The following is a 15389-nucleotide window of genomic DNA, read 5'->3' on the forward strand; positions in this document are numbered from 1 at the left end:
ATTTCCAAGTGCCGCAGAACCAGCGCGACATAACATTGCCGTTTGGTCCCCCCAAACTTGGACCGCGTATCGCTGGCACGACCGACCGCAACGGCACGGGCATCTTAACACAAAAGCAACCATCAGGCATGTGGTTGATGACAGAAAAAGACATCAGCAGATCAAGCTGTCGTGAAGTCTTTAACGATCATTGGTTGGACTACCGCGTGAAGTGCAATATTTGCATCGATTGTTGTCTTATATCGATCAATGTACCCTTAGTAGGCGTTCTGTAACGCTTTGAAACGCACCGTTGTTTTTGTTTTTATTTTCGCAAAGGTGCATCTTACCTTGTATAATACTGTCGCCGCCGCCTTGCGTGCGGTAGCTATACCGAACAGGATGTGGGCAATCTCTTGTGGCGGGCATGTCTGCCAACCCTGTGGGCTGCTACCAGCCAACAAAAAAGCCCCGGCGTTTCCACCGGGGCGTTTTCGCGGTTGTATCACTTTGTTTCTGTTCAGAAACGATAACGGCCCCCCAGCCTGATCATAGCCTGTTGCTGGTTACCGCTGATGCGTCCGTCTACACCGGCCTGAATGCTGAAGGATGGGCTGAACGCGGCATTGAGGGCAAAGCGCATCACCCCGGCCAGTTTGTCGACACCCGGCGTGGTGGCGGTGAAATCACTGTCAGAGCTGCCAATCAGCCGCATAGTCGTTTTCGTGACCGGCTGATCGGCGTCATACTGCACGCCAAGGGTCAGTTGCGGCTGCAGAACATAATCACTACCCAGCGAGAAATCGTGGTTCAGTCGCACACCAAGATCAAAGCGCCCGGTTTTGCGACCGTGACTGTCTGCGGCAAGGTTGAGGGCTTCTTCGCCACTTTCGGTAATCGCATTCTGGAAGACGTAGCCATAGGTGACTTTCGCCAGCGGGGTTACCTCGCCGTGCAGCAGCGGGTAGCTGAGCTGGAATGTCATACCTGCCGTTTTGTTATCGGCATGAGCATGGATGGTGCTGCCTGCACCGCTGTCCCGGAACACGTGGTTCACGTTATTCAGATAGAACAGATTGGTATCGATGCGGAATGTCTCAACCGGAATATGGGCACCAAAAGACAGATAGACGCCATTGCGGTCTGCCCAGTCATTGCTGCCATGCACGCCAAGTCCACCGGTGTAATAGCCCAGTATGCCGTGCAGTGAGATGCCGTTTTCCAGCAGCATATCTGCACCACCGATAGCGCCCCAGTTTCTGGCGTTGAAGGAATGCGCGCCATTACCTGCCGCAACATGATCGGTGCCGTAAAGCCCCTCGGCCCAGAAGGACCACATTCCGCAAACCGGGCTCCGGCTGTTTTTGCCGCTGGTGTTGCTGTGGACGCAGCCATCCTGGGAAAGATGGTCCATAGCCACGGTGTTGATGGCGTGGGCGGTATCGATGCTGGCCGTATTCACCGCGCCATAAATCTGGCCGACACTTGTCGGCATGGCCACGATGTCGACTTCGGTCCCGGATGACGCGTAATGCACCGTATAGAGCATATTGGACGTGGTGCCACTGGTGGTGAAGCTGCTGAATGTGCCGGATATATTGTTCGCCGTCAGCACTTTATAGACGGTAGCGGTCGTTGGGCTTGAATCGAATATGGCGCTTAATGTGCCATCCAGTGTCGCTGTCCCGGTGACGTTCAGGCTGGAGGCGCTTGTACCGTCAATCTCGATGGCCAGTGTACTGTCAGCGCCCTGAACATAATCCGCAACCGTCAGTGTGCCGATGGACCCTCCGGGGCGTACTGTACCGCCGGATGTGTTGGTGACCGTGCCGGAAACCGTGCCGTGACCAGCCAGCGTGGCACCATCTGCGATGGTTACGCCGCTGGCCAGTGTTGCCGTACTGTGACTGGCATCGCCGACTTCCAGCGTGCCGGACTGGATAGTGGTTCCACCGGTATAGCTGTTCACGCTGTTAAGGATCAGTGTTTCGCTGCCATCCAGTGTTACGGTTCCCGTACCGGAAATAGTGCCGCTATAGGTCAGATCAACGGCATTATCGATAATGAAATTACCATTGTTGACCACGCTCTGGCTGGCGATGGTGCCGGTGGTGGTGCCATTACCCAGTTGCAGTGTGGCACCAGATGCGATGGTGGTGGTGCCGGTGTAGCTGTTCGTGCCGGTCAGGGTCAGTGTTTCGCTGCCATCCAGTGTTACGGTTCCCGTACCGGAAATACTGCCGCTATAGGTCAGATCAACGGCATTATCGATAATGAAATTACCATTGTTGACCACGCTCTGGCTGGCGATGGTGCCGGTGGTGGTGCCATTACCCAGTTGCAGTGTGGCACCAGATGCGATGGTGGTTGTGCCGGTGTAGCTGTTCGTGCCGGACAGGGTCAGCGTACCACCGGTCAGGTCCACGCTGCCGCTGCCGGATATCGTGCCAGCATAGGTTCCGCCACCGCTGATGGTCAGTGTGGCCGAACCCAGCGCCACTGTGCCGCCACTGGTGCCACCGCCGTTCAGGCTGGCAATCGTCTGGCTGTAGCTGTTGAGGTTTAGTTCCGATGTACTGCTATTACTCAGCAGTACGGCGGAGGAGGCCGATAATGTGTTGGTGGCACCGGCCTCAAGGGTGACCCCGCTGATCACCGTGGTGCCCTGATAGGTGTTGGCACCTGTCAGGGTGATGGTGCCGCCGCCGGTGCTGTCGGTGAAGGTCATGCCGCCGCTGCCGGATAAGACACCGCTGAAGGTCGCGGTGGTTCCCGCCGCATTGATAGTATTACCTGAGACAGCATCAAGGGTGAAATTATTGCTGACGGTGCCGGAGGAGGAGACACTTAAGGTGCCGCCATCAAATTCCATCGTGGAGCTGCTCAGGCTGCTGGTGCTGGTTGGGGTGCTGATGATGTTGGAGGTGGAGCCCGGCGTCGTCACCGTCCCGGCATAGGCACTGACATAGAGAATGGGATCGACGGATTCATCGTACCAGTTATAGGCGGCGAAGCTGATCTGGTAGGTGCCTGCCGTGGTGATGGTGATGGTGTATTCGGCCCATTGGGTCGCACCATAGCTGCCTACCACAACGGTGCTGGCTTGCGCTCCGGTGGTGCCGTTGCTGGCCAGCACCACGACATCGTTGATACCATTGCCCGAAATCGAAAACAGTACGCCGTCGTTATAAGGCTGGTAATCCTGCGCCGCGTACGACCAGTAGAAGGTATAGGTTCCGGCACTGAGCGTTGTCGTTTGTGTCAGTACAGCGAAATTGGTTGCATTATCGCCGCCAGCGTTGTTTGCCAGCACAGTATCAATGGTGCCGCTGGTCAGACCCAGAACGCTGTCAATGTTGGCCAGCGTTACTGCGGTGCCGGAAGGTTCGATCACTGCCATATAACTGCCGGTTGCAGGCGTCAGCGTGAATGCTGTGCTACCCAGTGTCAGCGTGGCTGCGGAGCTTGTCGCTGCCACGCTGCCATAGGTGGTCCAGCCCGACAGGCTGCCGGTCGAACTGAGGCTGGTCAACAGATCGGCCTGTGCAGGCATCGCCAGCATCGCACTTACCAGGGCGCTTGCCACGCAACCCAGCAGTCTTGTTCTCAGATGTCTGTTATAGGAACGTGTCCCTATGGTCAGCCGTGTGCACTGCTGACGCTCCCAATTGGTGCGCATGTCTTATATCCCCAAGGTATGGTCGTCCCAGCTTGCCTGAGGGCGATCATTATAAATTTGCGAGTTTGGGGGGCGAGATAAAATGACAAATGCTAAATTGCGGGCACAAAGCTTCGTAAAAAAGGGGGGAGGGGCTGATTTCTTCTGTATTTGTGGAAAGATGCTCTGCGGTACTTAACAAAAAGCCCCGGTGTTTCCACCGGGGCTTTTCATTTTCAGGCAGGTGCCTGGAAGGCCGGACTTAGTAGTCCATGCCACCCATGCCGCCCATGCCGCCCGGCATCGCCGGCGCAGCAGCTTCCTTCTTCGGAGCTTCGGCGATCATCGCTTCCGTGGTGATGAGCAGCGAGGCAACCGAAGCGGCGTTCTGAATGGCAACGCGCACGACCTTGGTCGGGTCGATGATGCCGACTTTCAGCATATCGACATATTCTTCGGTCTGAGCGTTGAAGCCGTAGGTGTTGGAAGACTGCTCGAGCAGCTTGCCAACAACGATCGAGGCTTCGACGCCAGCGTTCTCGACGATCTGACGGATCGGGGCCTGCACGGCCTTCTTGACGATCTCAACACCAACGTTCTGGTCGGCATTGTCGCCCTTGACGCCGTCCAGCGCCTTGGTCGAATAGAGCAGAGCCGTACCGCCGCCGGGGATGATGCCTTCTTCAACCGCCGCCTTGGTGGCGTTCAGGGCATCGTCAACGCGGTCCTTGCGCTCTTTCACTTCGACTTCGGTGGCACCACCAACGCGGATGACCGCAACGCCGCCGGCGAGCTTCGCCAGACGTTCCTGCAGCTTCTCTTTGTCATAGTCCGAAGTGGTGTCTTCGATCTGCTTCTTGATCTGAGCAACGCGGGCCTGGATGTCGGCCTTGGTGCCGACGCCGTCGATGATCGTGGTGTCGTCTTTGGTGATCGACACTTTCTTGGCCGTGCCGAGCATGTCGAGCGTGACATTCTCAAGCTTGATGCCGAGGTCTTCAGAGATGACCTGGCCACCGGTCACGATGGCGATGTCTTCCAGCATGGCCTTGCGGCGATCGCCGAAGCCCGGCGCCTTGACGGCACAAACCTTCAGACCACCACGCAGCTTGTTGACCACCAGCGTGGCCAGCGCTTCGCCTTCAACGTCCTCAGAGATGATGAGGAGCGGACGGCCGCCCTGAACAATGGCTTCGAGGATCGGCAACAGATCCTTGAGCGAGCCCAGCTTCTTCTCGTGGATGAGGATATAGGGGTCCTCAAGCTCGGCCACCATCTTGTCGGCGTTGGTGACGAAATAGGGCGAGGAGTAGCCGCGGTCGAACTGCATGCCTTCGACGACTTCCAGCTCGGTTTCCAGGCTCTTGGCTTCTTCGACGGTGATGACACCCTCGTTGCCAACCTTGGCCATGGCTTCAGCAATCATCTTACCGACGGTGGCATCACCGTTGGCCGAAATGGTGCCGACCTGAGCAATCTCTTCGTTCGACTTGACCTTGGTCGAGCGCTTCTTGAGGTCGGCGACGATGGCTTCAACCGCCTTCTCAACACCGCGCTTCAGATCCATCGGGTTCATGCCAGCGGCAACCGACTTGTTGCCTTCGCGCACGATGGCGCGGGCCAGCACGGTGGCCGTGGTGGTGCCGTCACCGGCGATGTCGTTGGTCTTCGAGGCCACTTCACGCACCATCTGGGCGCCCATGTTCTCGAACTTATCGGCCAGTTCCACTTCCTTGGCGACCGAGACGCCGTCCTTGGTGGTACGCGGCGCGCCGAAGCTCTTCTCGATCACGACGTTGCGGCCCTTGGGACCCAAGGTAACCTGCACTGCGTCGGCCAGAATGTTGACGCCGCGCAGCATGCGTTCGCGCGCGTCAGCGCCGAATTTGACTTCCTTAGCAGCCATAGCTGTGTTCTCCAAAAGTGAATTTCGGTGAAAGGCAAAAGTCTCAAACGTCTACGGGGGAAATGCCCCGCAGAACCGTCATGACTTATTTCTTGCCTTCGAGGATGCCCATGATGTCGGATTCCTTCATGATCAGGAGCTCCTCACCATCGATCTTGACTTCGGTGCCCGACCATTTGCCGAACAGAACGCGGTCGCCGGTCTTCACTTCCGGGGCGATACGCTTGCCATTGTCATCCAGGGCGCCAGGGCCAACCGAGATGACTTCGCCCTGCTGGGGCTTTTCCTGAGCGGTTTCCGGAATAATGATGCCACCAGCGGTCTTGGTGTCTTCCTTGACCCGGCGGACAACCACACGGTCACCTAACGGACGGAAATTCATGGCTTCTCGTCTCCTAAAGTATTGATATGTAGAGTTAAACCCTTTTTGGCAGCACTCGACGTCCTAGAGTGCTAAACCTATGTAAGGCGATATAGGTGCCACCGCGGGGGGCGTCAAGAGCACTCTATGATGGTTTTACGAATTTTTGGACACACGAAAGTCGGGAAATTCGCCCCAGATTTCCGTTCCGACCCCAATCGCACTCTTTATATGGAAGATGGCGTCATGGGCTTCGATCAGCGCCTTGGCAATGGGCAGGCCCAATCCGGTGCCCTGTCCGTTACCTTTGGGGGTTGATTGCTGCTTGGTGGTGGCGGCAACCTGGCCATAGGGCTCGAGGGCTTTCTGGATCCCGGCGGCGGTCATGCCAACGCCCTGATCAGCCACACCAAGATCCAGCCTGCCCTGTGGGGCCGGGCGGGCATAGAGATGCACCGTTGCCCCCTGGGGTGAGAATTTGATGGCGTTGGACAGAAGGTTAATCAGAATCTGGCGGGTGGCGCGTTCGTCCGCGATCAGCACCGCATTCTCCTCCGCCTCGATGGCGATGGTGATGGCGCACTGATCGGCCAGTGGTTGCACAAAGCAGATGGCATCGTGCAGCAGCGGGCTGACATCAATGCGGCTGTCATTCAGCTCGCGCCGCCCGGCTTCAATCTTGGACAGGTCGAGCACATCGTTGATCAGGGTCAGCAGGTGCTGGCCACTGACATGAATATTATCGACATAGTCGCTGTATTGCGGCGGGGTCAGCGGGCCATAGACCTTGCTGCGGATCAGATCGGAAAAGCCGATGATCGCGTTCATCGGGGTGCGCAATTCGTGGCTCATACTGGCGAGAAAGGCGCTTTTGGCCAGATTGGCCCGCACGGCCTCGTCACGGGCCTGAGCCAGATCTTCCGCCATGGCCTGGATGGTAAAGCGCTGTCTGGCGGTTTCGGTCGATATCTGGTGATGATGCCAGGCAAACATCCCCAGCAGGATGGCGTAGGCGAGCTGCAGCACCGGCATCGCGGCATCCATATAGGTTCCGGTATGCAGGCTGTAGAGCACGACAAACGGCAGATAGAGCACCAGTACCGGCACCAGAAGCTCGATGCAGGGGCCATACAGCCGCACGGCCACGGTAAGCGAGGCGAGCAGGAAAATCAGCAAAACGCAGTTGTTGGCTGTATTGCCCGCCACCCAGCACAGCGGCACAAACAACACCCACAGAATCTGGACCGGTATTTCGATCCCCAGCAAGGATAGTAAAATCCGGCGGCGGTGGCTCGCGTCCGGTGGGATGGCAGCAATCCGGGCGCGGATCGGACGCAGCACTAACGCCGTGACCAGCATCGCGGCATACCAGATATAGATCCAGGGCTTGGGCGCCCAGGGCAGCACAACCAGCATACACAAGGCACCGAAGATCGGTGAAAGGGTGAATTTGCGAATGCCCAGCGCTGCGACATGCAGCTGTTCGAGGCTTAATTTCTGCCCCAGCTCATCAGCCGGGCGATAAAATTGCTGAATATGGTGCGTAAAGCGGGCAATTGGTCGGCTAATCCATTCTAAAAACATACATCGTGCTCACGGTGGAATTGTTCTTGTTTACCACAATGCGTGTCAAAAAGAGATACAGTTCTGTAACAACTATAATATTGCCACACGGGATGGTGGAAAACTACCCCATACCGTGGTGCCGGTCCCGACGGCACTTTTAATGTGGAATTCGGCATCATGGGCTTCAACCAGCGCTTTGGCGATGGGCAGGCCTAGGCCGGTGCCATGTGCCACGCCCGGGGTGTTGGGGTGGGCCTGGCCATAAGGCTGCAGGGCTTTTTCAATCCCGGCAGCATCCATACCAATGCCATGGTCGGATACCCCGATGTTTATTCCCGCCTTGTCGGTGCGGGCAAACAGGGTAACGGTTTCGCCGTCGGGCGAATATTTGATCGCGTTGGACAGGAAGTTGATCAGGATCTGGCGAATGGCGCGTTCATCGGCGCGTAAGCGCAGCACGGGATCAACGTCAAAGGCGATCCTGACACCAGCATCTTCTGCCTGCAGGCGCACAAACAAGGCGGCATCCTGGGCCAGATCGGCAACGGCGATAATGCTGTCGTCAAGTTCGCGCTTGCCCGCCTCGATTTTCGATAAATCCAGCACATCATTGATCAGGTTCAGCAAATGCTGACCGCTATTGTAAATATCCTCGGCATAGCTGCGGTATTTCGCCGGCTGGACTGGCCCGAACACCCCCTGCCGGATCAGATCAGAAAAGCCGATGATGGCGTTCAGCGGGGTGCGCAACTCGTGGCTCATGCTGGCAAGAAAGGCACTTTTGGCGCGGTTGGCCTGTTCTGCGGCGTCTCGGGTATGGCTGAGCTGTTCGAGCAGAGCTTCGATGGTGGTCTGGCGGAGGAACGATTTCCGGAAGGTGCGATAATGGTGCAGGCTCAACGCGGCGAGCAGGCCGAGATAGCTAAGCTGCATCACCGGCATGATGAGGCCCATATAGCTGCCATTGGTCAGGGTATAGAGCGCAAAGATCGGCAGATAAATGGCAATGACCACAAAGGATAGCGGATAACACGGGCCGTAAAGGCGCGCCGACGAGGTGGCGCAGCCCAGCATGAACACCAGCAGAAAGGCATTATTGAAAACGTCGCCATGGACCCAGCACATCGGAACAAACAGCATCCAGACCAGATGCAGCGGCAATTCCATCAGCAGTCTTTGGCGCAGGTGCGCCGGAACATTGGCTTTGGTCTGCGGTATGGCCTGACAGCGGCGCCGTAACCGGCATTGCACTATTGGCACCAGTGCGGCGGCGAGGAACCACAGTGTGGCCAGTGGCCACGGGATCCATTGCAGCGCGATCAGGGCGCCCATCGCGCCAAATCCGGCTGAGGTATAGGGTTTGACATCCATGGACGAAACGTCAAATAGCGCAAAATGCAGACGCACATCCGCATCCTGCGTCGGGCGCAGGACGCAAGCAGTGTGACGGCGAATCTTGGCGAGAGCGCTAGCGAACATGACCGATAAAATTTTCAACAAATACGTTTGAATGCCCGCTCTATAGTAAAGTACACCGCGAAAAGCACTCGTTTTCGCGGATGGTTTGTAAAAAAAAGCGTGATTGAGGCATTATCGTCGCCAATTGTCGCAAAATTTAGCCCGGCTTTGCTACTTTTATGCGATTTTTTTCAAAGCAGCCCCAGACAGTTGTCCCGGCACCGCGCTGGCTTTCAATGTGAAAAACGGCACCATGTGCCTCGATCAGGGCCTTGACGATGGGTAATCCCAGTCCGGTCCCCTGCGTCTTGCTATCCGAGGTTTCATGGATCTGACCATAAGGCTCCAGCGCTTTGCGCAAGCCGGCCTTATCCATGCCGACGCCCTGATCGGCGACACCAAAGTTCCACGCCCCGGAGGGTTCTGGCCGGGCAAAGGCAGTGATAATCCCGCCGGGGGAGGTAAATTTGACTGCGTTCGACAGCATATTAAAGAATATCTGCCGCAGGGCGCGTTCATCGGCGGTCAGGATCAGCCATTCCGGCACCTCCATCCGAATGGTAACCGCAGCTTTGCGCGCCATGGGGCGCATCAGCACGATGACCTGTTCCAGCAGGTCCCCGATGCGGATGTCGTTATCGACCAGTTCGCGCTTGCCCGCTTCAATTTTGGACAGATCGAGCACGTCGTTGATCAGGGCCAGCAGGTGCTGGCCGCTATTATAGATATCTTCAGCATATTCGCCATATTTCCCGGGTTGCACGGGGCCGTAGACGCCCTGACGGATCATGTCGGAAAAACCGATGATGGCGTTCAGCGGGGTGCGCAATTCGTGGCTCATGCTGGCCAGAAAGGCGCTCTTGGCGGTACTGGCCCCCTCGGCTTCGTCACGCGCCAGGGCAAGCGAACGCATCTGGTTTTCAATCTCTACCAGGCGCAGCGTGGCCTGACGGAAGGTGCGGTGATAGTGGAAAGCCAGAATGGCCAGCAAGACAAAAAAGCTGACCTGCAGCAGCACCAGAAGCGTATCGGTCAGGGCATCGCCGCTGTTGACGGTGTAGAGGGCGACAAAAGGAACGTAAACCGCAATGGCCCCTAATAGGTGATGCAGGCTGGGGCCATAAATGCGCGCCGACATGACCATGCAGCCCATAATATAAAGCAGCAGAAATGCATTGTTTGAGGCATGCTCCGGAATCCAGCACAGTGGCACATAGAGCATCCAGGTCAGGTTCATCGGCACTTCGATTGCCAGCGAAAGGACATGCGAAAGCCGCGTCGGCTTGGTGCGTTTCAAGTCTAAGCGCAGACGTTCGCGCCAGATACGTTGCAGCTGCGGATAGAGGGTGGCGAACACAAACCACAGCGCAACAAAATGCCAGTCGGCCCAGCGCAGGGCGATCGGAACCAGCAACAGGGCGAACAGCGGTGCATAGAATGGTCTGATCGCCAGTGCCGAACTGTTGAGCTCTTCCAGCTGCAGGCGCGCATGATCGACGCCGTCTTGCGGCGTTCCCAGCAGAATGCGAAATCGTTGCGGGATAAGATCTCTGCGCATGGCACGAATTGTCGTGTCAAATGGTAAAGAAAATCATCTAAATAACCGTTAAAATTTCTTTATTGCGGGGTAGGCGGATGGCTGTGTCCCGCCCCCCACAGATGCCTAGCGGCTGATCTTGGCTGGCACCCGTGCCGGGGGAAATTCGCCCCATACCGCAGTGCCGACGCCGACGTCACTTTCGATGTGAAAGCTGGCGCCATGGGCTTCGATGAGGGCTTTGGCGATGGGTAGCCCCAGCCCGGTGCCCGCGACACCGCCAGTGGCAGTGGCTTCAACCTGTCCGTAAGGTTCAAGGGCTTTACGGATTCCGGCGGCATCCATGCCGATGCCATGGTCACTGACGCCCAGGCGCAAGCCGCCTTCGCTATTGAGTTTGGCAAACAACAATACGCGGTCGCCGCTGGGGGAAAATTTGACGGCATTGGACAGAAGGTTGATCAGGATCTGCCGCAGCGAGCGTTCGTCGGCAATCAGGGTCAGATCGCCGGGAACATCGATATCAATGGTGACGTGCGCGGCCTTGGCCTGTTGGTGCACAAACAGCGCCGTGCTGTTGGCCAGCGGGCTTAAGGCAATCTCGCTATCGGTCAGATCCCGTTTACCGGCCTCGATCTTGGACAGATCGAGCACGTCGTTGATCAGCTCGAGCAGATGCTGACCGCTGAAATAAATATCCTCAACATATTCGCGATATTTGGGCGGCTCCACCGTGCCGTATACCGATTGGCGCATCATATCGGCAAAGCCGATCACGGCGTTGAGGGGGGTACGCAATTCGTGGCTTAAATTGGCGACGAAACTGCTTTTGATTTTGTTCAGGCGTTCCGCCTCGTCACGGGCGGATGCCAAACGGTGCGCCATATCCTCGATCATCAGGCGACGCGACCAGCCTTCATGAATGGTGCGAAACTGTTCGCGCGCCAGCAGGGCCTGCATCAGGCAGAACAGCACCAGCATGATTGTGACGAACGGGTCAAGCCATGTTCCGGTGTGCAGCCGGTGGGTCAGCGCCACAATAACGGACAGGATAATGGCTGGCAGGGACAGAAAGATGCATGGTCCATAAAGTTGCAGCACCGATATGATGACGGTCATCAGATAGGCCAGCAGCAGCGCGTTGTTGCTGGCATTGCCTGGCACCCAGCACATCGGCACGTAGCCGATCCATAGAATCTGGAGTGGCAGCACCAGCAGCAAGACTTTGAGCCATAATTCGCCCGCCTGGGTCGGGGCGTACGGTGTCGACAAAATACGCTGCCGTAACCGCAGACTGACCAGAGGCAACACAAAGATCGCCAGCGTCCATAAGCCCGCGGCCAGCGTGTCGATCCAGATGCAGGCCAGTGTGCCGAAAAAGACCCCCATAATGGCAAAGGCCACCGGAAAGCGCAGTCCGCGCGTGTGCAGAATTAAATCGATGCGTAAGCGCGCATGCAGCAGATCTTTTGGCTGCAACTGGCGGGCCAGATAGGCAAACACGGGAAGCTTCGGCACTAAACGCATTCGGGGTACCGTGTTCCTCTTGTCCGTGCGGCCTGGTTCTGCTGTCGGTCTGCCGTGCATGCTATCGGGGCAATCGTCTCATTGTGGCTGGGGGCACCGCTGTGCATTGGCCCCGGCGTGCCCCCGCCAGTACGTACAAAGTCCCATGGCTTTGATGTGCCAAATGGAAACATAAGGCGGATGCTATGCGAATACTGTGCTGCATGGGCCGTATATGGCGCATCAATACCCCACTAAGGTAGATGGATCGTACTTAGCACGTTATGGTTTATATTGGTATCGGCAAATTGCTATGCTGACAGCTAATTGAAAAGCCTATTCATAAACGGTTCAGCCACCACAGCGCAGATTGGCCCCAACGCTAAAGTTCAGTGTTCAGGTTCCCGAGTAACGTTCGAGGTGAAAGAGGATTAGGCCATGAAACGCGCTGCCAAATGGCTCTTCGGAGCAATGCTGACGGTTAGTGCTGCGGCTCTGTCCACCGTGCCGGCAGACGCTGGTGTGCATTGGGGTGTTTCCTTCGGCTGGGGCGGCCCTGGTTACGTGCCGTTCTCGGATCCGTGTGACTATTACGATTATTATGATGCGCCACCGCCCTGGGGGCTGCCGCCGGACTACTGCGAATATCCGGTCTATTTCGGCTCCATCTACTGGGGTGGCACGTGGTACCGCGGACCGATCTATTACCGCTGGGATCATGGCATGCGGTTATACTGGCTCAATGGTGACTGGCATGCCGATGGCTGGCGCGGTGGTCCCCCGCCTTCCATCCGCTGGAGTGATCGTGGCTGGCATGGCCCGGATGTGGGCTGGGGTGGCTGGGGCCCGTGGCACGGCCCTGGCTGGCGCGGTCCCGGTTGGCATGACCATGGTGATCGTGGTTGGCGTGATCGCGGTTGGCAGGATCGGGGTGGCCCCCGAGACGGCCCGCGCGATGGCTGGAATGGCCGACATGATGATGGGCCCCGTGATGGTGGCCGGGGCGATGGTGGTCGCGGTGATGGCCATGACGGTGGTCGTGATGGTGGCCATGGCGACCGTGATGGTTCGCGTGGCGGGCGGCCCTAACGCAAATGCTAATGTTTTGGTGAATGACCGGTTTACCGCTACAGTGATAGCACCTTTTGGTCATCTGCCTGATTTTGGAAGATCCGATGACTGTTACATGCGGTGACAGTTGCACGGTGATGAATATGCGACGGGTTTCGCCTGGAGATATTCATTCAAGAAGCAAAGGAATAAGCATGAAAAGCTTGGTGAGAATGACAATGGCCGCGGCGGCTTTGGGCGCTGCCGCACTGTTTGCAACGCCGGCCAGCGCGGGAAATTTTGCCATCGGCGTCGGCCCTGGGGGTGTCAATTTCTCGCTGTCATCCGGCGGGTATTGCGATACGGTCGGTTGCCCGGATGCCTTCTGGGATATGCCGGTCTATTATTGCCCGGTCTTTTATCATGGCGACTGGTATCGCGGTCCGGTCTATTACCGTCGTGGACCGGGCGGCACGCAGTTCTGGGTTCGTGGCAAGTGGCGCCATGACGAATGGCGTGGTCCGCGTCCCGGCTGGGCCTGCGATGACCGCTTTGGTCCGGCGCTCGGCTTTGAATATTACGACAAGCATGGCTTCCATATGCGCGATGACTGGCGGGCACGCTGGGGCCGTGACCATCACATGCCTGTAGGTCCGCATTTCGGCCCGGATAATCACGGCCCTGATCGTTTTGGCCCTGATCGTCATGGTCCGGATCATGGTGGTCCAGACATGCATGGGCACGATATGCGTGGTCCCGATATGCGCGGGAACGATATGCGTGGTTCAGACAAGCATGGCCCCGATATGCATGGTGACGCACATGCTGACAAGGGCGGTGATAAGGGCCATGGCGACGCGCATGCCGACAAGGGTGGCGATAAGGGCCATGCCGATAAGGGCGGCGATAAGAAGGGCGGCGATAAAGGCGGTGACAAAAAGGGTGGTGATAAGGGTGGCGATCGCCCGGATCATAACCGGCCGTAATAGCCGCTCAATTCGTAGCGATTTGAAACCAGGCAAAAGCCCGCAAGTGATTGCGGGCTTTTTCTTTACCTTCTTATTGAATGGGGGCTGCTATGCGTGGGCTGCGAATGGCCGGGGCGGCGATCTTCTGTTAACCTCGCCTCTCAGAGTTCCGAAGATAAGGCGGTCTGTCATGCGTATCGGTTCCCCCAAAGAAATCAAAAACCATGAATATCGCGTTGGCCTGATCCCGGCGGCGGTACGCGAGCTGACATCGCGCGGTCATACCGTGATGATCGAGAGTAATGCCGGTGAAGCCATTGGCTTAAGCGATGATGCCTATCGTGCGGCCGGGGCTCTGGTGGTGCAGGGCGCAGACGAGTTGTTTGCCGTGGCTGATCTGATCGTCAAAGTCAAAGAACCGCAGGCGGCGGAAATCGCCCGGCTGCGGTCCGGGCAAATTCTGTTCACCTATCTGCATCTGGCCCCCGATGCGAAACAGGCCCGGGGCTTGCTGGCCAGTGATGCGGTATGCATCGCATACGAGACGGTTACCGATCCATTCGGCGGGTTGCCGCTGCTGGCCCCAATGAGCGAAGTGGCGGGCCGTATGTCGATCCAGGCCGGGGCACATGCACTGGAGATCGCCAGTGGCGGCTGCGGTATATTACTGGGCGGTGTGCCCGGTGTGGCCCCGGCACGGGTGACCATTCTGGGCGGTGGTGTGGTTGGTGTGAACGCGGCGCGCATGGCTGTTGGGTTGGGGGCACAGGTGACGTTGCTCGACATCAATCTGCACCGGTTGGCCGAGGTGGATGCGCAGTTTGGTGGTCGCATCGTGACGTTGCATTCAACCCTGCAAGCGGTCGAAGATGCCGTGCTTGATGCCGATCTGGTCATCGGCGGTGTGCTGGTGCCGGGCGCCAAAGCCCCTAAGCTGATCACCGAGGAGATGGTGTGGAAGATGAAAAAGGGCGCGGTGATTGTTGATGTGGCCGTCGATCAGGGCGGCTGTGCCGAGACCACGCATGCCACCACCCATGCCGATCCAACCTATATTGTGCATGATGTGGTGCATTACTGCGTTGCCAATATGCCCGGCGCGGTGGCGCGCACGTCGACCTTTGCACTGGGCAATGCCACGCTGCCCTTTGTTGTGGCGCTGGCGGAAAAGGGCGTCGTGCAGGCGCTGAACGATAACGCCCATTTGCGGGGCGGGCTCAATATCTGGCATGGCACGGTGACCCACCGCGCCGTGGCTGCGGCAATTGGTATGCCTTACACCCCGGCTGAAAGCGTGCTGAAGTCATAGCCGACCCTTGCAGTCCCAACGGAGACGCGGCATGTTTTCTCGATATGGGGGAAATCATGATCGTATTTCTTTTGGCCTTGCCGGTGGCATG

10 protein-coding genes are annotated in these 15389 nt (G+C 57.6%); 3 read left to right on the forward strand and 7 right to left on the reverse strand.

The window, feature by feature from the left end:
- Positions 1-499 precede the first annotated feature (499 nt).
- The 7 genes from ACZ5RI_RS05690 to ACZ5RI_RS05720 all read right to left on the reverse strand — a co-directional run bounded on the left by ACZ5RI_RS05690 (position 500) and on the right by ACZ5RI_RS05720 (position 11983).
- Positions 500-3541 (reverse strand): autotransporter outer membrane beta-barrel domain-containing protein, encoded by a 3042-nt coding sequence (locus ACZ5RI_RS05690; protein ID WP_464515147.1) that lies wholly within the window; start codon positions 3539-3541, stop codon positions 500-502.
- 358 nt (positions 3542-3899) lie between these two features.
- Positions 3900-5543 carry a chaperonin GroEL gene (gene groL, locus ACZ5RI_RS05695; RefSeq protein ID WP_464515149.1) on the reverse strand — a complete coding sequence of 548 codons (1644 nt, stop codon included), beginning with the start codon at positions 5541-5543 and terminating at the stop codon, positions 3900-3902.
- An 85-nt stretch (positions 5544-5628) separates the two neighbouring features.
- The gene (gene groES, locus ACZ5RI_RS05700) at positions 5629-5925 is read right to left on the reverse strand and encodes a co-chaperone GroES (RefSeq protein WP_464515151.1); all 297 of its coding nucleotides are present in this window, start codon (positions 5923-5925) and stop codon (positions 5629-5631) included.
- Between the two features lie 135 nt (positions 5926-6060).
- Complete coding sequence (locus ACZ5RI_RS05705; RefSeq protein ID WP_464515152.1) at positions 6061-7488, reverse strand: sensor histidine kinase; 1428 nt, start codon at positions 7486-7488, stop codon at positions 6061-6063.
- Between the two features lie 72 nt (positions 7489-7560).
- Complete coding sequence (locus tag ACZ5RI_RS05710) at positions 7561-8877, reverse strand: sensor histidine kinase (RefSeq protein ID WP_464515153.1); 1317 nt, start codon at positions 8875-8877, stop codon at positions 7561-7563.
- Between the two features lie 208 nt (positions 8878-9085).
- Complete coding sequence (locus ACZ5RI_RS05715) at positions 9086-10486, reverse strand: sensor histidine kinase (protein ID WP_464515154.1); 1401 nt, start codon at positions 10484-10486, stop codon at positions 9086-9088.
- Positions 10487-10591: 105 nt separating this feature from the next.
- A complete protein-coding gene (locus ACZ5RI_RS05720; protein WP_464515155.1) occupies positions 10592-11983 on the reverse strand; it encodes a sensor histidine kinase in 1392 nt (463 codons plus the stop codon).
- A gap of 426 nt (positions 11984-12409) precedes the next feature.
- On the opposite strand from ACZ5RI_RS05720, the gene ACZ5RI_RS05725 reads away from it, so the two are divergent.
- The 3 genes from ACZ5RI_RS05725 (at position 12410) to ald (ending at position 15298) form a co-directional block, all read left to right on the forward strand.
- Positions 12410-13060, forward strand: coding sequence for a hypothetical protein (locus ACZ5RI_RS05725; RefSeq protein WP_464515156.1), 651 nt, complete (start codon positions 12410-12412; stop codon positions 13058-13060).
- A gap of 176 nt (positions 13061-13236) precedes the next feature.
- On the forward strand, positions 13237-14007 hold the full coding sequence (locus tag ACZ5RI_RS05730; RefSeq protein ID WP_464515157.1) for a hypothetical protein: 771 nt from the start codon (positions 13237-13239) through the stop codon (positions 14005-14007).
- A 172-nt stretch (positions 14008-14179) separates the two neighbouring features.
- Positions 14180-15298, forward strand: coding sequence for an alanine dehydrogenase (gene ald / locus ACZ5RI_RS05735; protein ID WP_464515158.1), 1119 nt, complete (start codon positions 14180-14182; stop codon positions 15296-15298).
- Positions 15299-15389: the final 91 nt, after the last annotated feature.

The sequence above is a fragment of the Micropepsis pineolensis genome, assembly GCF_055392125.1.